The 23,129-nt window shown below is 67.0% G+C and carries 13 protein-coding genes and 1 pseudogene; 11 read left to right on the top strand and 3 right to left on the bottom strand.

Translation table 11 applies throughout. The features are described from left to right. Positions 1-241 precede the first annotated feature (241 nt). Together aceE and aceF are read left to right on the top strand one after the other, a co-directional pair. Complete coding sequence (gene aceE / locus LPB260_RS22565; RefSeq protein ID WP_208708093.1) at positions 242-2,887, top strand: pyruvate dehydrogenase (acetyl-transferring), homodimeric type; 2,646 nt, start codon at positions 242-244, stop codon at positions 2,885-2,887. 11 nt (positions 2,888-2,898) lie between these two features. Next, the gene (gene aceF / locus LPB260_RS22560) at positions 2,899-4,560 is read left to right on the top strand and encodes a dihydrolipoyllysine-residue acetyltransferase (RefSeq protein WP_208708092.1); all 1,662 of its coding nucleotides are present in this window, start codon (positions 2,899-2,901) and stop codon (positions 4,558-4,560) included. Positions 4,561-4,644: 84 nt separating this feature from the next. Here the strand turns inward: aceF and LPB260_RS22555 are convergent, their stop codons facing one another. Then, entirely contained in the window at positions 4,645-5,175 is a 531-nt protein-coding gene (locus LPB260_RS22555; protein WP_208710117.1) for a hypothetical protein, read from the bottom strand. Positions 5,176-5,756: 581 nt separating this feature from the next. Between LPB260_RS22555 and LPB260_RS22550 the strand changes: the two are divergent. Together LPB260_RS22550 and msrA are read left to right on the top strand one after the other, a co-directional pair. Next, positions 5,757-7,943: pseudogene (locus LPB260_RS22550) on the top strand (putative bifunctional diguanylate cyclase/phosphodiesterase); the annotation flags it as partial. A gap of 68 nt (positions 7,944-8,011) precedes the next feature. Next, positions 8,012-8,659 (top strand): peptide-methionine (S)-S-oxide reductase MsrA, encoded by a 648-nt coding sequence (gene msrA, locus LPB260_RS22545; protein ID WP_208708090.1) that lies wholly within the window; start codon positions 8,012-8,014, stop codon positions 8,657-8,659. Positions 8,660-8,677: 18 nt separating this feature from the next. Here msrA and LPB260_RS22540 read toward each other — a convergent pair whose 3' ends face one another. Continuing rightward, complete coding sequence (locus LPB260_RS22540; protein WP_208708089.1) at positions 8,678-9,526, bottom strand: 23S rRNA (adenine(2030)-N(6))-methyltransferase RlmJ; 849 nt, start codon at positions 9,524-9,526, stop codon at positions 8,678-8,680. Between the two features lie 114 nt (positions 9,527-9,640). Between LPB260_RS22540 and LPB260_RS22535 the strand changes: the two genes are divergently transcribed. The 6 genes from LPB260_RS22535 to LPB260_RS22510 all read left to right on the top strand — a co-directional run bounded on the left by LPB260_RS22535 (position 9,641) and on the right by LPB260_RS22510 (position 20,319). After that, positions 9,641-10,684, top strand: coding sequence for a nitronate monooxygenase family protein (locus LPB260_RS22535; protein WP_208708088.1), 1,044 nt, complete (start codon positions 9,641-9,643; stop codon positions 10,682-10,684). Between the two features lie 82 nt (positions 10,685-10,766). Then, positions 10,767-12,584, top strand: a complete 1,818-nt coding sequence (locus LPB260_RS22530) for an acyl-CoA dehydrogenase (RefSeq protein ID WP_208708087.1) — start codon at positions 10,767-10,769, stop codon at positions 12,582-12,584. A 134-nt stretch (positions 12,585-12,718) separates the two neighbouring features. Beyond that, positions 12,719-14,464, top strand: coding sequence for a potassium/proton antiporter (locus tag LPB260_RS22525; RefSeq protein WP_208708086.1), 1,746 nt, complete (start codon positions 12,719-12,721; stop codon positions 14,462-14,464). 36 nt (positions 14,465-14,500) lie between these two features. Further along, on the top strand, positions 14,501-17,851 hold the full coding sequence (gene mscK, locus LPB260_RS22520) for a mechanosensitive channel MscK (protein ID WP_208708085.1): 3,351 nt from the start codon (positions 14,501-14,503) through the stop codon (positions 17,849-17,851). Positions 17,852-17,907: 56 nt separating this feature from the next. Further along, positions 17,908-19,368: a protein adenylyltransferase SelO gene (gene selO, locus LPB260_RS22515; RefSeq protein WP_208708084.1), complete on the top strand. Its 1,461-nt coding sequence runs from the start codon at positions 17,908-17,910 to the stop codon at positions 19,366-19,368. A gap of 144 nt (positions 19,369-19,512) precedes the next feature. Next, the gene (locus tag LPB260_RS22510) at positions 19,513-20,319 is read left to right on the top strand and encodes an ABC transporter substrate-binding protein (protein ID WP_208708083.1); all 807 of its coding nucleotides are present in this window, start codon (positions 19,513-19,515) and stop codon (positions 20,317-20,319) included. Between the two features lie 43 nt (positions 20,320-20,362). Here the strand turns inward: LPB260_RS22510 and LPB260_RS22505 are convergent, their stop codons facing one another. After that, on the bottom strand, positions 20,363-21,064 hold the full coding sequence (locus LPB260_RS22505) for an aspartate/glutamate racemase family protein (RefSeq protein WP_208708082.1): 702 nt from the start codon (positions 21,062-21,064) through the stop codon (positions 20,363-20,365). Positions 21,065-21,295: 231 nt separating this feature from the next. On the opposite strand from LPB260_RS22505, the gene LPB260_RS22500 reads away from it, so the two are divergent. After that, positions 21,296-23,086: an SLC13 family permease gene (locus LPB260_RS22500; protein WP_208708081.1), complete on the top strand. Its 1,791-nt coding sequence runs from the start codon at positions 21,296-21,298 to the stop codon at positions 23,084-23,086. Positions 23,087-23,129 lie beyond the last annotated feature (43 nt).

The raw sequence follows: 23,129 nt of genomic DNA, 5'->3' as shown, positions 1-23,129 counted from the left end.
GCGCCGGGAACAGCTGTATTCCACGGACCTCGCCGCGGGACACGCGACGAACAGCCAAAATAAAGTGTAGTTTTGCTACTAAAGATTGTATCCCAAGGGCTGAAATCGCCGTCGATATGTAGTAAAACTACACGGAGCCGGTCCTACCCCCGGTAAACAAGAATTTACGTGACCCGCTCACGAAGCCGGCCACGAACCCCTGGCCTCCGATTCTGGAAGCCTTTCCGCCCTGGAGCAAGCCATGCAAGACCTCGATCCCGTCGAAACCCAGGAATGGCTGGACGCGCTTGAGTCCGTCCTCGACCATGAGGGTGAAGACCGCGCACATTACCTGATGACCCGCATGGGCGAGCTGGCTACCCGCAGTGGTTCCCAGTTGCCGTACGCCATCACCACGCCCTATCGCAACACCATTCCGGTCACCCACGAAGCCCGCATGCCCGGCGACCTGTTCATGGAACGCCGCATCCGCTCGCTGGTGCGCTGGAACGCGCTGGCCATGGTGATGCGCACCAACCTGCAGGACCCGGACCTGGGCGGTCACATCTCCAGCTTCGCCTCCTCGGCGACCCTGTACGACATCGGCTTCAACTACTTCTTCCAGGCCCCGACCGAAGAACACGGCGGCGACCTGGTGTTCTATCAGGGCCATGCCTCACCCGGCATCTATGCCCGCGCCTTCATGGAAGGCCGGATCAGCGAAGAGCAGCTGAAGAATTTCCGCCAGGAAGTGGACGGTCAGGGCCTGTCGTCCTACCCGCACCCCTGGCTGATGCCGGACTTCTGGCAGTTCCCCACCGTGTCCATGGGCCTCGGCCCGATCCAGGCTATCTACCAGGCGCGCTTCATGAAGTACCTGGAAGCCCGCGGCTTCATCCCCGCCGGCAAGCAGAAGGTCTGGTGCTTCATGGGTGACGGCGAGTGCGACGAGCCGGAATCCCTCGGCGCCATTTCCCTGGCCGGCCGCGAGAAACTGGACAACCTGATCTTCGTCATCAACTGCAACCTGCAGCGCCTAGACGGCCCGGTACGCGGCAACGGCAAGATCATCCAGGAACTCGAAGGCGTGTTCCGCGGCGGCGGCTGGAACGTCAACAAGGTGGTCTGGGGCCGTTTCTGGGACCCGCTGCTGGCCAAAGACGTCGACGGCATCCTGCAACGGCGCATGGACGAAGTGATCGACGGCGAGTACCAGAACTACAAGGCCAAAGACGGCGCCTTCGTGCGCGAGCACTTCTTCAACAGCCCGGAACTCAAGGAGATGGTCAAGGACCTCTCCGATGACGAGATCTGGAAGCTCAACCGCGGCGGCCACGACCCCTACAAGGTCTATGCGGCCTATCACCAGGCGGTCAACCACAAGGGTCAACCGACCGTCGTCCTGGCCAAGACCGTCAAGGGTTATGGCACCGGTGCTGGCGAGGCGAAGAACACCGCCCACAACACCAAGAAGGTCGATGTCGACAGCCTGAAGAAATTCCGCGACCGCTTCGACATCCCGGTCAAGGACGACGAACTGGAGAACCTGCCGTTCTTCAAGCCGGCACCCGACAGCGCCGAAGGCAAGTACCTGCGCAAGAAGCGTGAAGCCCTGGGCGGCTTCGTGCCGCAGCGCCGGGTCAACAGCTTCGCCGTGCCGACCCCGCCGCTGGACACCCTCAAGGCCATCCTCGACGGCTCCGGCGACCGCGAAATCTCCACCACCATGGCCTTCGTGCGCATCCTCGCGCAGCTGGTCAAGGACAAGGAGCTGGGCGAGCGCATCGTGCCGATCATTCCCGACGAGGCGCGCACCTTCGGCATGGAAGGCATGTTCCGCCAGCTCGGCATCTACTCCTCGGTCGGCCAGCTGTATGAGCCGGTGGACAAGGACCAGGTGATGTTCTACCGCGAGGACAAGAAGGGCCAGATCCTCGAGGAAGGCATCAACGAAGCCGGCGCCATGAGCTCGTTCATCGCCGCGGGCACCAGCTACAGCTGCCACAACCAGCCGATGCTGCCGTTCTACATCTTCTACTCGATGTTCGGTTTCCAGCGCATCGGCGACTTGGCCTGGGCAGCCGGCGACAGCCGCACCCGCGGCTTCCTGATCGGCGGTACCGCCGGGCGCACCACGCTCAACGGCGAAGGCCTGCAGCACGAGGACGGCCACAGCCACCTGATGGCCGCAACCATCCCCAACTGCCGCACCTACGATCCGACCTACGGCTACGAGCTGGCGGTGATCATTCGCGAAGGCACGCGGCGGATGATGGAAGAGCAGGAAAACGTCTTCTACTACATCACCGTGATGAACGAGGCCTATCAGCAGCCGGCCATGCCCGAAGGTGTCGAGGAAGGCATCATCAAGGGCATGTACCTGCTCGAAGAGGACAAGAAGGAAGCCGCCCACCACGTACAACTGCTGGGCAGCGGCACCATCCTGCGCGAAGTGCGCGCCGCGGCGAAGATCCTGCGCGACGAGTACAACGTCGCGTCCGATGTGTGGAGCGTCACCAGCTTCAACGAACTGCGCCGCGAAGGCCTGGCCGTGGAGCGTCACAACCGCCTGCACCCGGAGCAGAAGCCGCAGCTGACCTACGTCGAGCAGTGCCTGAAAGGCCGTCAGGGCCCGGTCATCGCCAGCACCGACTACATGAAGCTGTTCGCCGACCAGATCCGCCAGTGGGTTCCGAGCAAGGAATACAAGGTGCTGGGCACCGACGGCTTCGGCCGCAGCGACAGCCGCAAGAAACTGCGCCACTTCTTCGAAGTGGACCGTAACTGGGTGGTCCTGGCCGCCCTGGAAGCCCTCGCCGACCGCGGCGATATCGAACCCAAGGTCGTGGCCGAGGCCATCGCCAAGTTCGGCATCGACCCGGAAAAACGCAACCCGCTGGACTGCTAAGGAGACGCACTGTGAGCGAACTAATCCGCGTACCCGATATCGGCAGTGGCGAAGGCGAAGTCATCGAGCTGATGGTCAAGGTCGGCGACCGTATCGAAGCCGACCAGAGCCTGCTGACCCTCGAGTCGGACAAGGCCAGCATGGAAATTCCGGCGCCCAAGGCCGGGGTGATCAAGAGCCTGAAGGTCAAGCTGGGCGACCGCCTGAAGGAAGGCGACGAGCTGCTTGAGCTGGAAGTCGAGGGTGCGGCCGAAGCCGCGCCCAAGGCCGAACAACCAGCCAAGACCGAGCCCCAGCAGGAGAAGCCTGCCGCGAAGGCCGAACAGCCCGCGGCTGCGCCGGCCAGCGAATCTGTGCAAGACGTCCATGTGCCGGATATCGGCACAGACGGCAAGGTCAAGGTCATCGAAGTCCTGGTCAAGGCCGGCGACAAGGTCGAAGCCGACCAATCGCTGATCACCCTGGAGTCGGACAAGGCGAGCATGGAGATTCCCTCTCCGGCCGCTGGCACCGTGGAAAGCGTGGAAGTCCAGCTGGACGCCGAAGTCGGCACCGGCGACCTGATCCTCAAGCTCAAGGTCACCGGCGCAGCCGCCGCCCCTGCAGCCGCCCAGGCTCCGGCGCCGGCCGCCGCCCCGGCGCTGCACAGCACGCCGCCCGGCGCCTCGCCGGAAGTGGCTGCCGAGGTCAGCGCCATCGCCAAGCTGGCGGCGGCCGCAGCCAACGTCAGCCCCGCGCCCAGGCGTGACGGCGCCAAGGTGCATGCCGGCCCGGCCGTACGCCAGCTGGCCCGCGAGTTCGGCGTCGAACTCGCCGCCATCAACGGCAGCGGTCCGAAGGGCCGGATCCTCAAGGAGGACGTGCAGGCCTACGTCAAGGCGATGATGCAGAAGGCCAAGGAGGCGCCGGCCGGCGCCACCGGCGCCACCGGCGGCGCCGGCATCCCGCCGATTCCGGTCGTGGACTTCAGCAAGTTCGGCGAAGTGGAAGAAGTGGCGATGACCCGCCTGATGCAGGTCGGCGCCGCCAACCTGCACCGCAGCTGGCTCAACGTGCCGCACGTGACCCAGTTCGACTCGGCCGACATCACCGAGCTGGAAGCCTTCCGCGTCGCGCAGAAGGCGGTCGCCGAGAAAGCCGGGGTCAAGCTGACCGTGCTGCCGCTGCTGCTCAAGGCCTGCGCGTTCCTGCTCAAGGAGCTGCCGGACTTCAACAGTTCGCTGGCGCCGAGCGGCAAGGCGGTGATCCGCAAGAAGTACGTGCACATCGGCTTCGCCGTGGACACCCCGGACGGCCTGCTGGTGCCGGTGATCAAGAACGTCGACCAGAAGAGCCTGCTGCAGCTGGCCGCCGAGGCCGCCGCCCTGGCGGAGAAGGCGCGCACCAAGAAGCTCTCGGCGGACGACATGCAGGGTGCCTGCTTCACCATCTCCAGCCTCGGGCACATTGGCGGCACCGGCTTCACGCCGATCGTCAATGCGCCGGAAGTGGCGATCCTCGGCGTGAGCAAGGCGACCATGCAGCCGGTCTGGGATGGCAAGGCCTTCCAGCCCAAGCTGATGCTGCCGCTGTCGCTGTCCTACGATCACCGAGTGATCAATGGCGCCGCCGCCGCGCGCTTCACCAAGCGTCTCGGCGATGTGCTGGCGGACATCCGCACCATGCTGCTGTAAGGCACCGCCTCAACTTTCGAGCATGCCACGCTCGTACCCTCAACCCCGCCTCATCGGCGGGGTTTTTTTTGCCTGGCCGCCGGCCTAGCCTTTCTGCAGGTTGCGGATCAGGAAGCTCAGGGCCTTGGCCAGCTCCGCGGCGCCCTGGTGATCGCGCACGATGCTCAGCAGCACACTGCCGTCCAGCGGGCTGAACAGCACACAGCTGATGCCACTGGGCGGGCAGTCGTAACGGATAAAGGGGTCGACGCCGAACAGCGCGATGCGCTGGTTGCGCACGGCGATATCGGTGCCCTGAGCGTTGCGGGTCTCTTCGCGCAACAGCAGCTCGCCGGGTGCGCCCAGACGCAGCTGGTAGAGACGGTCCTGACGCTGCGCCTGGCCGATCTGGTAGGCCGCGCTGAGGGCATAGGTCTTGAGCAGATCATTGCTGTGCGCCAGCAGCGCCTGGCGCTCATCCTGGGTCAGGTACAGGCGCTTGAGTTCGCTCAGGTAGCGCGCCTGCTCGGCGCCACCGAGGGTCGCCGCGGACTCGGCGGCAAACAGCGGGCCGGCCAGCAGGCAGCCGCCGAGGAGCACGGCGGGAATTAGTTTGCTTGTCAGTCGTAATAGCATCATGCACCCTTAGCCGACGCGATAGTGAAGTGGGCCGAGACCCCGACTCGGTCAGCATACTGGAAGCCAGCCTCCCAATGAAAAGCCATCCCGATGCCGCGAGCCAGCTGGCGGCCGAGGTTGTGACGCAGTTGCCAGTGCCTTCGCGGCTCGGCATGCTGCGCTTCGAGCGGCTGAACGAAGCCAGCTGGACCCTGCTTTTTCTCGATCCGGAGTGCGAGCAGCGGCTCGGCCTTCCCGCCAGCGAGCTGTGCTCGCTGATCGACGCCCCCTACGCCAGCCTGATGGAGCCCGTGGCACGCCATCGCCAGCACGAAGCGATCCAGCAGCAGCTCGCGCGGGACGCGCGCTACCTGGTGCACTACACCCTGCACACGCCCCGCGGCGCCCTCAGGCTCACCGAACTGGGCGAGCCGTTCAGGCAGCGCAACCGCCACCTGTTGCGCGGCTACCTGCTGGTCGCTGAGCCACCGACACCCGCCGAAACACCGCAGCCGTATCTCGACGGCCTGGCGCAAGCGGAACATCGCGAGCGGCATCGGCTGTCGCCGGAGCCGATCGCCGAGGCGCTGGAACAGGTTCGCACGCGCACCCAACAGGCGCTGCTCCAGCACCTGACGCTTCAGCGCTACAGCGCCGGCGATCCTCGGCGCGAAGCCGCTGAGCTGATTACCCGGGCGGCCTGCGAGGCCTACGGGGTGGCGCGGGCCGGCATCTGGAACCTGCAGGGCGCGACCCTCGAGCCGGTGACCCTGTACCGCCGCGACATCGACCTGCACGAGCCGGGCGCCAGCATGGACGCCGGCCAGTACCCGGTCTACCTGCATGCCCTGCACAGCGGCCGGGCGATCGACGTCCAGGACGCCCTGACCGACCCGCGCACCCGTGAAATGGCCGAGCACTACCTGCGCCCCATGGGCATCGGCGCCATGCTCGATGCCAGCATCCGCGTCGACGGCGAGGTAGTCGGCGTGCTCTGCCTCGAGCATGTCGGCGGGCCGCGCGCCTGGCAGGCCGACGAGGTCGCCTTCGCCAGTGAACTCGCCGAGCACTACGCCCAGGTCATCGGCAGCCACCAGCGGCGGCGCACCGCCGGCGCCCTGCACCTGTTCCAGCGCGCGGTGGAGCAAAGCGCCAGCGCCTTCATCCTGCTCGACCGGGACGGCCTGGTGGAGTACGTCAACCCGAGCTTCACCGCCATCACCCAGTACAGCGCCGACGAGGTCCAGGGCCGCCGCCTGTCCGAGCTGCCGGCCCTGGAAGCCCTCAACGACCTGCTGTTCGACGCCGGCACCGGGCTGTCCGAGCACAACAGCTGGCAGGGCGAGTTCAAGAGCCGACGCAAGAACTTCGAGCCCTACTGGAGCCAGCTGTCGATCTCCAAGGTGCACGCCGACGACGGCAGCCTGACCCACTACATCGGCATCTACGAAGACATCACCGAAACCAAGCACGCGCAGCAGCGCATCGAGCGCCTGGCCTTCAGCGACAACCTCACCGGCCTGGGCAACCGCTACGCCTTCATCCGCGCGTTGGAGGATCGCTTCGCCAAGGCCGACGGCAAGCCGATCAACCTGCTGCTGGTGGACATCGACAACTTCAAGCGGATCAACGACAGCCTCGGCCACCAGACCGGCGACAAGCTGCTCAGCAGCCTGGCCCGGCGCCTGCGCAACAGCCTCAACCCCAGCGGCGTGCTGGCGCGCTTCGCCAGCAACGAGTTCGCCATCCTGCTGGAGGACCACGCGCTCGAGGACGGCCAGCGCATCGCCCAGCAGATCCTGCAGACCATGGACAAGCCGCTGTTCGTCGACAACCAGCTGATCAGCGTCACCGGCTCGGTGGGCCTGGCCTGCGCGCCGCAGCATGGCCAGGACCCGCAGACCCTGATGAAGCACGCCGGCCTGGCCCTGCACAAGGCCAAGGCCAACGGCAAGCACCAGCTCCAGGTGTTCACCGAGGCGCTGAACGCCGAGGCCGACTACAAGCTGTTCGTCGAGAGCAACCTGCGCCGCGCCCTGACCCAGAACGAACTGGAAGTCTTCTACCAGCCCAAGCTGTGCCTGAAGACCGGCCAGCTGCTCGGCCTGGAGGCCCTGCTGCGCTGGCACCATCCGGAGAAGGGCATGATCCGTCCGGACCAGTTCATCAGCGTGGCCGAGGAGAACGGCCTGATCATCCCCATCGGCAAGTGGGTGCTGCGCCAGGCCTGCCGCATGAGCAAGGAAATGACCGCGGTCGGCCTCGGCAGCCTGCAGGTGGCGATCAACCTGTCGCCCAAGCAGTTCTCCGACCCCGATCTGGTCGGCTCGATCGAAGCGATCCTGCACGAGGAGCAGCTGCCCGCTTCGCTGCTGGAGCTGGAACTGACCGAAAGCCTGCTGCTGGAGGCCACCGACAACACCCGCGAGCAGCTGCGGCACCTGAAGAGCCTGGGCCTGACGCTGGCGATGGACGATTTCGGCACCGGCTATTCGTCGCTGAGCTACCTGAAGAAATTCCCCATCGACGTGATCAAAATCGATCGCAGCTTCATCAACGACATCCCGGACAACCAGGACGACATGGAGATCACCTCGGCGGTGATCGCCATGGCCCACAACCTCAAGCTCAAGGTGGTCGCCGAAGGCATCGAGAGCGCCGCCCAGCTCGGCTTCCTGCGCCGCCAGCAGTGCGACATCGGCCAGGGCTACCTGTTCGACCGGCCGATCGCCGGGCGCGAACTGATCGACAGCCTGAAGCGCTACCCCTGCCGCCCGCCGGGCTGAATGACCTGTAACGCCGCGCCCGCTGCGCGGTCTATCTGCACACACACTCTTCGCCGAGGACACGACCCATGGTTCTGCGTTCGCAAATACTCGCCCACAAACTCGAGCTGCCCAGCGCCGAGCAGGCCCTGCCCGGCCGCGCCACGCCGCTGCCGGTGCCCCCGGCCCACTATGTCAACGGCAACCCGCTGCAGCCGCCCTTTCCCGCCGGCCTGCAGCAGGCGGTCTTCGGCCTCGGCTGCTTCTGGGGGGCGGAACGACGCTTCTGGCAGCAGCCGGGGGTGTGGAGCACCGCGGTCGGCTATGCCGGCGGCCACACGCCGAACCCGACCTACGAGGAAACCTGCTCGGGCCTGACCGGCCACGCGGAAGTGGTGCTAGTGGTGTTCGACCCGCAACTGACCAGTTTCGAGGCCCTGCTCAAGGTGTTCTGGGAGGCGCACAACCCGACCCAGGGCATGCGCCAAGGCAACGACGTCGGCAGCCAGTACCGCTCGGCGATCTACTGCCATGGCCCCGAGCAGCTGGCCGCCGCCCTGGCCAGCCAGGCCGCCTTCCAGGCCGAGCTGGACAAGGCCGGGCTCGGCGCCATCACCACCGAGATCGCCGAGGCGCCGCCCTTCTACTACGCCGAGGCCTACCACCAGCAGTACCTGGCGAAGAACCCCGGCGGCTACTGCGGCCTCGGCGGCACCGGGGTGTGCCTGCCGGCCTGATGTGACGGCGCTCGCGGCTCAGCCCGGCGCCTTCTCCCCGATCAGCCAGTCCAGGCGCCAGCCGCCCTGGCCCTGGGCCAGGCGCTCGGCCAGCCAGGGCAGCAGCTGCTTGAGCTCTTCCTCCAGGCCCCAGGGCGGGTTGCTGATCACCAGGCCGGAGCCGTTCAGGCGCTGGGCCTCGTCAGTCGGCTGCACGTAGAGCTCGACCCGTAGCAGCTTGGGCGCCGCGCTCTTCTCCAGGTCGCGGTAGAAGCGCCTGAGCTGCTCCAGGGCCTTGATCGGGTACCAGATCGCCACCACCGTCTGGCGCATGCGGCCGATGGCCTCGTTCAGCGACTGCACGCAGCGTTCCAGCTCATCGGCCTTCTCGAAGGGCGGATCGATCAGCAGCAGCGCGCGTTTCTCCCGGGTCGGCAGCAAGGCGCGCGGCACATGCCAGCCTTCGCCCAGGTGCACGGCCACGCGGCGGTCGCCGGCCATGTTCTCCTTGAGCAGGCGGCCGTCTTCGGGGTGCTTCTCGTTGAGCTGCAGGCGGTCCTGTTCGCGGCTGAGCAGGCGCACCAGCTCCGGCGAGCCGGGGTAGTGACGCAGTACGCCATCCGGATTCATGGCACGAACCACCTCGAGGTAGTCGAGCAGCGGGTCGGGCAGGTCGTCGGCCTGCCACAGGCGGGCGATGCCCTGCTGCCACTCGCCGGTACGGCTGGCCTGGTCGCCGGCCAGGTCGTAGAGGCCGACGCCGGCGTGGCTGTCGAGGTAGGCGAAGGGCGCCTCCTTGCGCGACAGCAAGGCGACCAGGCGACAGAGGATCAGGTGTTTCAGCACGTCGGCGTGATTGCCGGCGTGAAAGGCGTGACGGTAGTTCATCGGGGCTCCCTCGGGACTGGGCCGCAGTGTAACCGCCAGCAGCCATCGGCGACGAACCGACACACAATTGTGGCAAGCTTGCGCGGTCACACAGCCCTGGCCAAGGAGGCCTCCATGAACCTGCAAGAACTGCTCGGCAGCGAACTCCCGATCATCCAGGCCCCCATGGCCGGCTCCCAGGATCACCGCCTGGCCGCCGCGGTCTGCCAGGCCGGCGGCCTCGGCTCGATCCCCTGCGCCATGCTCGCTCCGGCCGCCCTGCGCCTGGAGCTGGAAGCGATGCGCGCCTCGAGCGCACGCCCGTTCAACCTGAACTTCTTCAGCCATGTACCGCCCGAGCCGGATGCCGCACGCGAGGCGAACTGGCGCGAAGCCCTGGCGCCTTACTACCGGGAACTGGGCCTCGACCTGGCGAACATCGTCAGCGGGGCGGGCCGCCTGCCGTTCAACGACGAGGCGGCGGCACTGGTCGAGGAGTTTCGCCCGGCGGTGGTGAGTTTTCACTTCGGTCTGCCGGCGGAGTCCTTACTGGAGCGAGTGCGACGCAGCGGGGCGAAGATCCTCTCCAGCGCCACCACCCTGGACGAGGCGCTGTGGCTGCAGGCGCGCGGCGTCGATGCGGTGATCGCTCAGGGTCTGGAGGCCGGCGGCCATCGTGGTCACTTCCTCGACTTTGATCTCAGCCGCCAGCTCGGCACCTTCGCCCTGCTGCCGCAGCTAGTCGATGCGCTGAGGGTGCCGGTCATCGCCGCCGGCGGCATCGGCGACGCCCGCGGGGTGGCCGCCGCCATGGCCCTCGGCGCGGCCGGCGTGCAGGTCGGCAGCGCCTACCTGCTGTGCCCCGAGGCCAACACCAGCGCGCTGCACCGCGCCGCCCTGCAGAGCCCGGCGGCGCGCCACACGATGCTGACCAACCTGTTCAGCGGGCGCCCGGCACGCGGCATCGTCAACCGCCTGATGCGCGAGCAGGGACCGCTCAGTCCCATGGCACCGGCCTTCCCCCTGGCCACCGCGGCCATCGCCCCGCTGCGCGCGGCGGCCGAGGCCCAGGGCAGCAGCGACTTCTCGCCGCTGTGGGCTGGGCAGAACGTCGCCGGCTGCCGCCCCATCGGCGCCGCCGAGCTGACCCGCGAACTGGCCGCGGGCCTGGCCATGTGAGGCTGTATCACGCCCATCGATAGTGCTGGGCAGCCGCTTGGCGGCTGCCTAGACTCGGCCCCATCCATTGGAGGCCCGATCCATGTCCGAGACCCTGCTCAGCGCCCGCAACCTGGCCTTCGAGCTCTACGAAGTGCTCGATGCCCAAGCCCTGACCCAGCGCGAGCGCTTCGCCGAACACAGCCGCGAGACCTTCGATGCGGCCACCGACACCGCGCGCAACATCGCCGAACGCCTGTTCGCCCCGCACAACCGCAAGGGCGACGAACAGGAACCGCAGTACGTCGACGGCGCCGCGCAGCTGATCCCTGAAGTCAAGCCGGCGCTGCAAGCCTTTATCGACGCTGGCTTCCTCAACGCCACCCGCGACTTCGACGTCGGCGGCATGCAGTTGCCCAACCTGCTGTCCCAGGCCTGCTTCGCCCACTTCCAGGCGGCCAATATCGCCACCAGCTCCTATTCGATGCTGACCATGGGCGCGGCCAATCTGATCGAGAGCTTCGGCAGCGCGGAGCAGAAGGCGCGTTTCCTCACGCCGATGATCGAGGGCCGCTTCTACGGCACCATGGCCCTGACCGAGCCCCATGCCGGCTCCTCGCTGTCGGACATCCGCACCAAGGCCGAACCCGCGGCAGACGGCAGCTACCGCATCCGCGGCAACAAGATCTTCATCTCCGGCGGCGACCAGCCGATCTCCGAGAACATCGTGCACATGGTCCTGGCCCGGCTGCCGGACGCACCGCCCGGGGTGAAGGGCATCAGCCTGTTTATCGTGCCGAAGTTCCTGGTCGCCGATGACGGCAGCCTGGGCCCGCGCAACGACGTGCTGCTGGCCGGGCTGTTCCACAAGATGGGCTGGCGCGGCACCACCTCCACCGCGCTGAACTTCGGCGACCACGGCGAGTGCGTCGGCTACCTGCTGGGCCAGCCGCACCACGGCCTGTCGTACATGTTCCAGATGATGAACGAGGCGCGCATCGGCGTCGGCATGGGCGCCACCATGCTCGGCTACGCCGGCTACCTGTATTCTCTGGACTACGCCCGCCAGCGCCCCCAGGGCCGCCAGCCCGACGGCAAGGACCCGACCAGCCCGCAGGTGGCGATCATCGAGCACGCCGACGTGCGGCGCATGCTGCTGACCCAGAAGGCCTATGTCGAGGGCGCCTTCGACCTCGGCCTGTATGCAGCGCGGCTGTTCGACGACACCCAGACCCTGGACACCGAGGAAGAACGCCAGCGCGCCCTGCAGCTGCTCGACTTGCTCACCCCGATCGTCAAGTCCTGGCCCTCGGAGTTCTGCCTCAAGGCCAACGAGCTGGCGATCCAGATCCTCGGCGGCCACGGCTACACCCGCGAATACCCGGTGGAACAGTACTACCGCGACAACCGCCTCAACCCGATCCACGAGGGCACCCACGGCATCCAGTCCCTCGACCTGCTCGGGCGCAAGGTGGCGATGAACGACGGCGCGGCGCTCAAGCAGTTGTTCAGGCTGATCCAGGACGGCTGCCAGCGCGCCGCCGAGTACGCCTCCCTGAACGCCCTGCGCCAGCCGCTGGAGCAGTTGCTGGCGGGCCTGTCCAGGGTGACCCTGGCCCTGCTCGGCGACCTGCTGGCCGGCCGGGTCAACCAGGGCCTGGCCAATTCGGCCCTGTACCTCAAGGTGTTCGGCCACACGGTGATCGGCTGGCGCTGGCTGGAGCAGGCGATTCGCGCCGAACAGGGCCTGGCACTGCTCCAGCAAGGCGGGGGCAATGCCGCCGATGCCGACTTCTATCGCGGCAAGCTGCAGGCCGCACGCTACTTCCTGACCTGGGAAGTCCCCGGCTGCCAGCACGAACTGGCGCTGCTCGAGGCCCGCGACGACTGCACACTGGTCATGCAGGACGCCTGGTTCTAGCCCGCAGGCCAGCCAGCTACCAACACCCCGCCGAATGCGGGGTGTTTTTTTGACAGCGCGGCGAAGCTGCGGGTTAGAATCACTGGCACGCGCCATGCATAAGGCGCCCTCTCCTTATAACCCGGAGCAGCCCCGTGGACGCCAGCGCCATCAACAACCTGTTCCTGATCGGTGCATTGCTGGTGGCCATGAGCATCCTGGTCAGCGCCTTCGGTTCGCGTTTCGGCATTCCCATCCTGGTGATCTTCCTCGCCGTCGGCATGCTCGCCGGGGTCGACGGGCCCGGCGGCATCAACTTCGCCGACTATTCCCTGGCCTATCTGGTGGGCAACCTGGCCCTGGCGGTGATCCTCCTCGACGGCGGCATGCGCACCCGGGTCAAGAGTTTCCGCGTGGCGCTGTGGCCGTCCTTGTCGCTGGCCACCGCCGGGGTGCTGGTCACCGCCGGGCTGACCGGCGTCGCCGCCGCCTGGCTGTTCGGCCTGAGCCTGATGGAAGGCCTGCTGATCGGCGCCATCGTCGGCTCCACCGACGCCGCGGCGGTGTTCGGCCTGCTCGGCGGCCGTGGCCTCAACGAACGGGTCAGCGCCACCCTGGAGATCGAGTCCGGCAGCAACGACCCCATGGCGGTGTTCCTCACCGTGACCCTGATCGCCATGCTGGTGCGCGGCCAGACCGGCTTCGGCTGGGACATGCCCGTGCAACTGCTGCTGCAGTTCGGCCTCGGCGGCGTGCTGGGCCTGGGCGGCGGCTGGCTGCTGCTCAACCTGGTCAACCGCATGCACCTGGCCAATGGCCTCTATCCGCTGCTGGTGGTCAGCGGCGGGCTGATCATCTTCGCCATCACCAACGCCGTGGGCGGCAGCGGCTTCCTCGCCATCTACCTGTGCGGCCTGCTGCTGGGCAACCGGCCGATCCGCTCGCGCCACGGCATCCTGCACATGCTCGACGGCCTGGCCTGGCTCAGCCAGATCGGCATGTTCCTGGTCCTCGGCCTGCTGGTCACCCCCCACGAGCTGCTGCCCATCGCCCTGCCAGCCCTAGGCCTGGCGCTATGGATGATCCTGATCGCCCGGCCGCTGTCGATCTTCCTCGGCCTGCTGCCGTTCCGCGGCTTCCACGACCGCGAGAAGCTGTTCATCGCCTGGGTCGGCCTGCGCGGCGCGGTGCCAATCATCCTCGCGGTGTTCCCGCTGATGGCCGGCCTGGAGAACGCCCAGCTGTTCTTCAACCTGGCCTTCTTCATCGTCCTGGTCTCGCTGCTGCTGCAGGGCACCAGCCTGCCCTGGGTCGCCAAGTGGCTGCGGGTCACCGTGCCGCCGGAGCCGGCGCCGGTGTCGCGCGCCGGCCTGGAGGTGCATCCGACCAGCCAGTGGGAGCTGTTCATCTATTGTCTCGGCGCCGAGAAATGGTGCATCGGCGCCGCCCTGCGCGAACTGAAGATGCCCCCCGGCACGCGCATCGCCGCCCTGTTTCGCGGCCTGGAGCTGCTCCACCCGTCCGGCAGCACCACCCTGGAGGCCGGCGACCTGCTCTGCGTGATCGGCCACGAGCACGACCTGCCGGCCCTCGGCAAGCTGTTCAGCCAGGCGCCGACGCGGGGCCAGGACCTGCGTTTCTTCGGCGACTTCGTGCTGGAAGGCGATGCCGAGCTCAGTGCGGTGGCGGCGCTCTACGGCCTGAAGCTGGCCGGCCTCAATGGCGCGCAACCCCTGGGCCGCTTCATCGCCCACGAGATCGGCGGTGAACCGGTGATCGGCGACCAGGTCGAATGGCAGGGCCTGACCTGGACAGTCGCCGCCATGGAGGGGAACAAGATCCGCAAGGTCGGCGTCAGATTCCCCGAAGGCACGCGCCCGGGGCCGGGCCTGTTCCTCTAAACTCAGCACTTTCATTCGAGCCGCACGATCGCGACCATGCCCTTTTTCCGTACCCTGTTTGCCGCCGCACTGCTCGGGCTCTGCCTGGGCGCCCCCCTGCTCCAGGCCGCTGATTCGTCGAAGATCGCCGAGGTCAAGCGCAACCTGGACAACCTCGCCGAACGCAAGCTGCCGGAAGCCGAGCAACTGGCGCTCAAGCAGACGTTCGAGAAGACCCTGAGCCTGCTGACCGAACAGGTCGACAGCGAGAAGCGCCTGAATGAGCTCAAAAAGCAGCTCGAGCAGGCTCCGCGCCTGATCGCCGAGGCGCAACGCGAGCTGGCCCAGCTCAAGGCCAGCCAGCCACAGCCAGCGGCGCAGCGCCATGCCGGCGCCTCGGTGCCGCAGCTCGAGCAGCTGCTGGCCGAGCGCAGCAGCCAACTCGGCGAGTGGCAGAAGCAGTTGGGCGAGGCCAACAGCCTGATCATCACCGCCCAGACCCGGCCCGAGCGCGCCCAGGCCGAAATCAGCAGCAACCAGACCCGCGCCCAGGACATCAACAACGCACTGAAAAGCGGCAAGGAAAGCGGCAAGCCGCTGACCACCGAGCGCCGTGACCTGCTCAGCGTCGAGTTGGGCCAGCTCAACGCCAAGACCCAGCTGCGCCGCCAGGAACTGGCCGGCAACAGCCTGCTGCAGGACCTCGGCAACGCCCAGCGCGACCTGCTCGAAGAGCGCATCAAGCGCGCCGAGCAGGAGCTGCTCGACCTGCAGACCCTGGTCAACGAGAAGCGCCGCGCGCAATCGGAGAAGACCGTCGCCGAGCAGTCCCGCGAGGCCGAGAAGGCCGGCTCCGACAAGCTGCTGGCGAGCCAGAGCGCGCGCAACCTGAAGCTCTCCGACTACCTGCTTAACGCCACCGACCGGCTCAACGAGCTGACCCAGCTGAACCTGCAGACCAAGCAGAAGCTCGACAGCCTCAACCAGAGCGACCAGGCTCTTGAAGAGCAGATCAGCGTGTTGCAAGGCAGCCTGCTGCTGGCGAAGATCCTCTACCAGCAGAAACAGGCACTGCCCGCCCTCGAGCTGGACAACGGCCTGGCCAACGAGATCGCCGACCTGCGCCTCTACCAGTTCGAGCTGAACCAGCAGCGCGAGCGCCTCAGCAATCCGACCGCCTATGTCGAGCAACAGCTCGCCAAGCAGCCGCCAGATGAAGTCACCCCCGAGCTGCGCAACGCCCTGCTCGAGCTGATCAACACCCGCCGAGAACTGCTCGACCGCCTCAACCGCGAACTCAACGCGCTGCTCAACGAGTCGATCACCCTGCAGCTCAACCAGAAGCAGCTGCAGAGCACCGCCCAGGCCCTGCGCGCCACCCTCGACGAACAGATGTTCTGGATCCCCAGCAACAAGCCGCTCAACCTCGAGTGGTTCAGCAGCGCCCCGGGCCTGCTCAAGCGGCAGATCGCCGAGCTGCCCTGGGGCGCCAACCTGCGCGCCCTCGGCGCCGGCCTGATCGAGCGCCCGGTGCTGTTCCTGCCGCTGCTGCTGCTGATCGGCCTGCTGCTGTGGAAGCGCGGCTTCCTCTACCGCAAGCTCGGCGAGCTGCACCAGGACATCGGCCACTTCAAGCACGACAGCCAGCTGCACACGCCGATGGCGATCCTCCTCAACGTCCTCCTGGCCCTGCCCGGCACCCTGTTCCTGGCCCTCTGCGGCCTGGCCCTGCAGCTCGACGCCCGCGGCCAGAATGCCAACCTGGGCTCGGCGCTGTTCGGCATGGCCCTGGCTTGGCTGGTGTTCTACACGGTCTACCGCATCGTCACCCCGGGCGGCGTGGCCGAACTGCACTTCCACTGGCCACGCCGCCACGTGAGCTTCCTGCACCGGCAGCTGCGTTACCTGGGCCTGGTGGTGATGGCCCTGGTGGCGGTGGTCGCCGTGGCCGAGCACCAGCCGGCGAGCCTGGCCGAAGACGTCATCGGCATCACCGTGGTGCTGGCCTGCTTCGGCCTGATGGCCTGGCTGCTGAACAAGCTGCTGCTCAGCGGCCCGGCCCGCGAACACCCCTCGAACTTCCGCACCCTGGTCGGCCTGCTGTTCAGCCTGCTGCCCCTGGCGCTGATCGTCGCGGTCGGCTTCGGCTACTACTACACCGCGCTGAAGCTCAGCGATCGGCTGATCAGCACCCTGTACCTGCTGATCATCTGGACCATAGTCGAGGCCGCCTTCGTCCGCGGCCTGGCGGTGGCCGCGCGGCGCCTGGCCTATCAGCGCGCCATGGCCAAGCGCATGGCGCCGCCAAAGGAAGGTGCCGATGGCAGCGAGGCAGTGGTGGTCGAGGAACCGACCCTGGACATCGAGCAGGTCAACCAGCAGTCGTTGCGGCTGATCCGCCTGAGCCTGCTCGGCCTGTTCATCGCCGGCCTCTACTGGGTCTGGGCCGACCTACTGTCGGTATTCGCCTACCTGGACAACATCACCCTGTACGAATACACCAGCGGCAGCGGCGACAACGCCAGCATGGTGCCCATCAGCCTCGGCGACCTGCTCGGCGCCCTGGTCATCGTGGCCATCACCGTGGCCCTGGCGCGCAACCTGCCGGGCCTGCTCGAGGTGCTGGTGCTGTCGCGCATGCGCCTGGCCCAGGGCAGCGCCTACGCCACCACCACCCTGCTGTCCTACGTGATAGTGGGGATCGGCTTCGTGGTCACCCTGTCGACCCTGGGGGTCAGCTGGGACAAGCTGCAGTGGCTGGTGGCGGCACTGTCGGTGGGCCTGGGCTTCGGCCTGCAGGAGATCTTCGCCAACTTCATCTCCGGCCTGATCATCCTGTTCGAACGCCCGGTGCGCATCGGCGACGTGGTGACCATCGGCAACCTGTCCGGCACGGTCAGCCGCATCCGCATCCGCGCCACCACCATCACCGATTTCGACCGCAAAGAAATCATCGTGCCGAACAAGACCTTCGTCACCGACCAGCTGATCAACTGGTCGCTGAACGACACCGTGACCCGGGTGATCATCAAGATCGGCGTGGCCTACGAGACCGACCTGCCGCTGGCGCGCAAGCTGATGATGCAGGCCGTGCTGGAGAACCCGCGGGTGCTGCGCGACCCCGAGCCGCAGCTGTTCTTCCTGACCATCAGCGCCAGCACCTTCGACTATGAGCTGCGCTTCCACGTGCGCGAGCTGGGCGACCGCAACACCTCCACCGACGAGATCCTCACGCGCATCGCCCTGAGCTTCCGCGAACACAAGGTGGAGATGGCCTTCAACCAGGTCGAGGTGACACTGAAGAACCTGGAGGGCCAGGAACTCGACCTCGGCAGCGGCCGGGCCAACCTGGTGCAGCAGCCCCTGGGCCAGCCACAGCCGGCGGCGCCGGCAGTCGACCCGCAATAATCGGCGGTGTATGGTCAGGAATTAAGCCCCTGACCCCACCGCGCTGGAGAGTTGTTTTGAAGTCGCTCACCGATCTGACCTTCGATAATCGCTTCGCCCGCCTCGGCGACGCGTTTTCCACCGAAGTGCTGCCCGAGCCCATCGCCGAGCCGCGCCTGGTGGTGGCCAGCACGGCGGCCATGGCCCTGCTCGACCTCGACCCGGCGGAGGCCGAGCGCGAGGAGTTCGCCCAGCTGTTCGCCGGGCACAAACTGTGGAACGACGCCGAGCCACGGGCCATGGTCTATTCCGGGCACCAGTTCGGCGCGTACAACCCACGTCTGGGCGATGGCCGCGGCCTGCTGCTCGGCGAGGTGCTCAACGACGCCGGCGAGCACTGGGACCTGCACCTCAAGGGCGCCGGCCAGACGCCCTACTCGCGCATGGGCGACGGCCGCGCGGTGCTGCGCAGCTCGATTCGCGAGTTTCTCGCCAGCGAGCACCTGCACGCCCTCGGCATTCCCACCTCGCGGGCCCTGTGCGTCACCGCCTCGAGCACCCCGGTGTGGCGCGAGAAGAAGGAAAGCGCCGCGATGCTCCTGCGCCTGGCGCGCAGTCATGTGCGCTTCGGCCACTTCGAGTACTTCTACTACAGCCGCCAGCCGGAGCAGCTCAAGCAACTCGGCGAACACGTGCTGAACTGCCATTTCCCCGGCTGCCTGAGCGAGGACGAGCCCTACCTGGCCATGTTCCGCGAGGTGGTCGAGCGCAATGCCGCGCTGATCGCCCACTGGCAGGCCTACGGTTTCTGCCACGGGGTGATGAACAGCGACAACATGTCGATCCTCGGCATCACCTTCGACTACGGCCCCTACGCCTTCCTCGACGACTTCGACGCCAAGCACATCTGCAACCACTCCGACGACAGCGGCCGCTACAGCTTCAGCAACCAGGTGCCGATCGCCCAGTGGAACCTCGCCGCCCTCGGCCAGGCCCTGACGTCGTTCGTCGAAATCGACGCCCTGCGCGAGGCCCTGGCGTTGTTCATGCCGCTGTACCAGGCCCACTACCTCGACCTGATGCGCCGCCGCCTCGGCCTGCGCAGCGCCGAGGAAGGCGACGAGGCCCTGGTGCAGCGCCTGCTGCAACTGATGCAGGGCAGCGCGGTGGACTACACCAACTTCTTCCGCGAGCTGGGCGACAGCGCGCCAGCACAGGCCCTGGCGCGCCTGCGCGAGCACTTCGTCGACCTGGCCGGCTTCGACGCCTGGGCCGCCGACTACCAGGCGCGTGCGACCCGGGACGGCGACGACCAGCAGCAGCGCCGCGCGCGCATGCACGCGGTCAACCCCAAGTACATCCTGCGCAACTACCTGGCCCAGCAGGCCATCGAGGCCGCCGAGCAGGGCGACTACGGGCCGGTGCGCGAACTGCACGCGGTACTCGGCCGGCCCTTCGACGAACAGCCCGGCATGGAACGCTACGCCGAGCGCCCGCCGGAATGGGGCAAGCACCTGGCGATCAGCTGCTCCTCATAAACCCCGCCTCGAGTGAGTCGACTCCCGGCGCGGAACGCACGTCCCTGGACCACTCCAGGCGGATCGTGTTCGACGCACATCTCGGCTACGCTGCATCGACCGGCCAGCGAAGGCCCCCTCCCACCCAATGGAAGGCAGTCGAGCATGAGAGCCGAAATCTGCTTCAGCGCCTGCCTCAAGGCGTTCGCGTGCGCGGCGCTCATGCTCGCGTCCCCCGCCGACGCCGACGAGGCGGGGCTCAGGAACAAGATCATCACCGTGGCTTTCTATGAGGCCGGGCACCTCTATTCGAACGGCGCCGGCATCGATATGGATGTGATCACTGAACTGCAGCGCCGAGGTGGCTACCGCTTCAAGCTGGTCGAGCAGCCGCGCGTCAGAATATGGAAAGACCTGCAGAACGGCGTACTGCCCATGAGCGTCTCCGGGATCAGGAATGCCGAGCGCGATCAGTTCGCCTATTTCATTCCCTACCTGGCGCAGCGCAACAAGGCGCTGGTCAGCAACCCCGCGTATCGAAGCGCCGACAGCCTGGCGAACGACACCCGCGCGACAATCGCGGTGGTCAGGGGCTTCAGGCACGGCGAGTTCTTCGACGGCATCATCGAGCGCGTGCGCGCCCATGGCGGCGTGCGCGAAGTGCCGAGTATTCGCAACCTGTTCCTGATGCTCAAGGCCGGCAACAGGGTCGACATGATCATCGCCCTGCCGGTCTTCTATGACAAAGAGCTCGAGGAACACGGACTGGCATCCCGCCTCACGATCAACGACTGGGATCCAGACCCGGCGCCGATCCTGCACAACCTGATACTCAGCAAGGTGCATTTTTCGGCGCAGGACCGTGATGACATGCAGGCCATCATCGATGGCATGAAGGCCGACGGCACGCTCGAGAAGATATTCCTGAAGTACCTTCCCGCAGAAGAAGCCGAATACGCGGCCAACTTCTGACCCGGCCATCCCGCTATCGCGGCATTGGGCCCAGGCACCAGGCTCAGTCAGCTTGCGCGAACAGCCACTCCAGGCCCATGGCCACATGCCGCTCGCAACTGTCGAGCAACGGCAGCGGCGCGGCCACGCCCTCGAGCAGCAGGCCGATCTCGGTGCAACCGAGTATCGCCGCCTCGGCGCCCTGCTCACGCAGCTGCTCCAGGCATTCCAGGTAGAAGGCCCGCGCCGGGGCCCGGAACTCGCCGCGACAGAGTTCGGCGAAGATCACCCGATCGATCTCGGCCATAGCCTCGCTGCCGGGCACCAGCACCTCGATGGCGAAACGCTCGGCCAGGCGCTGGCGGTAGAAGTCCTCCTGCATGGTGAAGCGCGTGCCGAGCAAGGCCACGCGGCGCACCGCCTGCGCCTGCAGGGCCTGGCCGACGGCATCGCCGATATGCAGCAACGGGATGTCGAGCACCTCTTGGATGGCCGGCGCCACCTTGTGCATGGTGTTGGTCGCCAGCAGCAGCGCGCCGGCCCCGGCACGCTCCAGGCCCTGGGCGGCGACGCCCAGCTGGCGCCCGGCCTCGGCCCAGTCGCCCTGTTGCTGCAGCGCGGCGATTGCCGCGAAGTCCACCGAGTGCAGCAGCAGCGGCGCCGAATGCAGCCCGCCTAGGCGCTCGCGCACGCCCTGGTTGAGCAAGCGGTAGTAGCTGGTCGTCGACTCCCAACTCATGCCACCCAGAATGCCTAGAAGCCCCATATCACCTCCCCTGTGCAGAAACCCCGAGCCTAGTCGGCCGCCAGCCACAGGCACAGGCACAGCGACTTGGCAGGTGAGCGGTACAGCCTTATCGGGCCAGCAGAAAAGGCATATAAACCTTCTCAAACATTCTTAGACTATCTAAGCAAAGGCCACTATCTTGGCGACCTTGCGCGGCCGCCCATCGGTGAGCCTGCCCCCTCATACGAGATTCGCACGCTAAGGACGAAGATGTTCTGGGACTCTCTGCCGTTGCTGTTCGTCGGCGCTCTGCTGGTCTGGGTGCTGGTTGCCTTCATCCGCGAGAAGTGGAGCCCGGACGTGGTCGCGGCGATTGCCGTGGCCGCGCTGCTGGTGACCCAGCTGCTGGAGCCCAAGGAAGTGCTCAGCGTGCTGTCCAACTCGGCGCCGGTGACCATCGCCTGCATGTTCGTGCTGTCCGCGGCGCTGGAGCGCACCGGCTGCATCGACGCCCTCGGCAACTGGCTGGGCAACCTGGTCGGCACCAATCCGGTCCGCGTGCTCACCGGCCTGACCCTCACCGCCCTGGTGATCTCCGCCTGCCTGAACAACACCCCGGTGGTGGCTATCCTCACCCCGGTGGCCATCTCCCTGGCCCGCCGCGCCGGCACCCTGCCGTCCAAGCTGCTGATTCCGCTGTCCTACGCCACCATCCTCGGCGGCACCCTGACGATGATCGGCACCTCGACCAACATCTTGGTCGACGGTGTGGCGCGCAAGGCCGGCCTGGCGCCCTTCGGCATCTTCGAGATCACCGGCGCCGGGCTGATCCTCGCCGCCGTCGGCATGCTCTACCTGCTGACCATCGGCCGCCACCTGCTGCCGGAGCGCGAGACCCTGTCCAAGCAGCTGCGCCCGGACCTGGAGCGCACCTTCATGACCGAGCTGCTGGTGCCGCACGACTCGCCGGTGGTGGGCAAGACCCTGGCCGAAGCCAACCTCAACGGCGGCAGTGGCCTGCAGGTGCTCAAGCTGTTTCGCGAGGAACAGGAGCTCACCGAGCCGGACCACGGCACCCTGCTGGCCGGCGGAGACCGCCTGCTGCTGCACGGCCAGGTGAAGAACGTGGTCGAGCTGCGCGAGAGCGGCCACCTGTCGTTCAACCGCGGCGATGCCTTCGAAACCATCAGCAGCCACGACGTGATCCTCGCCGAGGCCATAGTCGGGCGTAACTCGCGCTACAGCCACCGGCCGATGCGCGATCTCGACCTGACCGCGCGCTACGGCATCGCCGTGCTCGCCGTGCACCGCCAGGACGAGAACATCCAGGGCAACCTCGATGACTTCGAGCTGCAGTTCGGCGACGTCATGCTGGTCGAGGGCACCCCGGCGCAGATCAAGCGCTTCGCCGACAACGGCGAGCTGATCAGCCTCAACGCCGTGCAGGAGCGCGCCTTCCGCCGCGACAAGGCGCCGATCGCGATCATCGCCACCCTGGCGGTGATGGTCCTGGCCGCCTTCGGCCTGATGCCCATCGAGGGCCTGGCGATCATCGGCGCGGTGACCGTGCTGGCCACCCGCTGCCTGGATGTCGAGGACGCCTACAAGGCGGTGGACTGGAAGATCCTCAGCCTGATCTTCGGCATGCTGGCCATCAGCATCGCCATGGACAAGGTCGGCCTGGTCAAGCTGCTGGTGGAGAACGTCATGGGCTGGCTGCCCTGGGCCGGGCCGCTGCTGATGCTGTCGTTCATCTACCTGTTCACCTCGATCCTCACCGAGATGCTGTCGAACAACGCGGTGGCCGTGCTGGTCACTCCGATCGCCATCGGCCTGGCCCAGCACCTGGGCGTCGACCCGCGGGCCTTCGTGGTGGCGGTGATGTTCGCCGCCAGCGCCAGCTTCGCCACGCCCATCGGCTACCAGACCAACACCTTCGTCTACAACGCCGGCGGCTATCGTTTCACCGACTTCATGAAGGTCGGCATTCCCCTCAACCTGCTGCTGTGGGCCGTGGCGTCCGTGGTGATTCCGCTGTTCTGGCCGCTGACGCCGGTCTGACGGGCGATACCCGGGCCCGTCCACAGAGGTTGACCGGGCCCGG

Source organism: Pseudomonas sp. LPB0260 (assembly GCF_013388395.1).
This window is presented reverse-complemented; position numbering and strand designations above follow the sequence as displayed.

Excerpts from the sequence above, each read along its gene's own strand:
- aceE (WP_208708093.1), top strand. The coding sequence starts at position 242 with ATGCAAGACCTCGATCCCGTCGAAACCCAGGAATGGCTGGACGCGCTT.
- LPB260_RS22510 (WP_208708083.1), top strand. The coding sequence starts at position 19,513 with ATGAGAGCCGAAATCTGCTTCAGCGCCTGCCTCAAGGCGTTCGCGTGC.
- LPB260_RS22505 (WP_208708082.1), bottom strand. The coding sequence starts at position 21,064 with ATGGGGCTTCTAGGCATTCTGGGTGGCATGAGTTGGGAGTCGACGACC.
- msrA (WP_208708090.1), top strand. The coding sequence starts at position 8,012 with ATGGTTCTGCGTTCGCAAATACTCGCCCACAAACTCGAGCTGCCCAGC.
- LPB260_RS22530 (WP_208708087.1), top strand. The coding sequence starts at position 10,767 with ATGTCCGAGACCCTGCTCAGCGCCCGCAACCTGGCCTTCGAGCTCTAC.
- LPB260_RS22535 (WP_208708088.1), top strand. The coding sequence starts at position 9,641 with ATGAACCTGCAAGAACTGCTCGGCAGCGAACTCCCGATCATCCAGGCC.
- LPB260_RS22500 (WP_208708081.1), top strand. The coding sequence starts at position 21,296 with ATGTTCTGGGACTCTCTGCCGTTGCTGTTCGTCGGCGCTCTGCTGGTC.
- LPB260_RS22555 (WP_208710117.1), bottom strand. The coding sequence starts at position 5,175 with ATGCTATTACGACTGACAAGCAAACTAATTCCCGCCGTGCTCCTCGGC.
- LPB260_RS22540 (WP_208708089.1), bottom strand. The coding sequence starts at position 9,526 with ATGAACTACCGTCACGCCTTTCACGCCGGCAATCACGCCGACGTGCTG.
- mscK (WP_208708085.1), top strand. The coding sequence starts at position 14,501 with ATGCCCTTTTTCCGTACCCTGTTTGCCGCCGCACTGCTCGGGCTCTGC.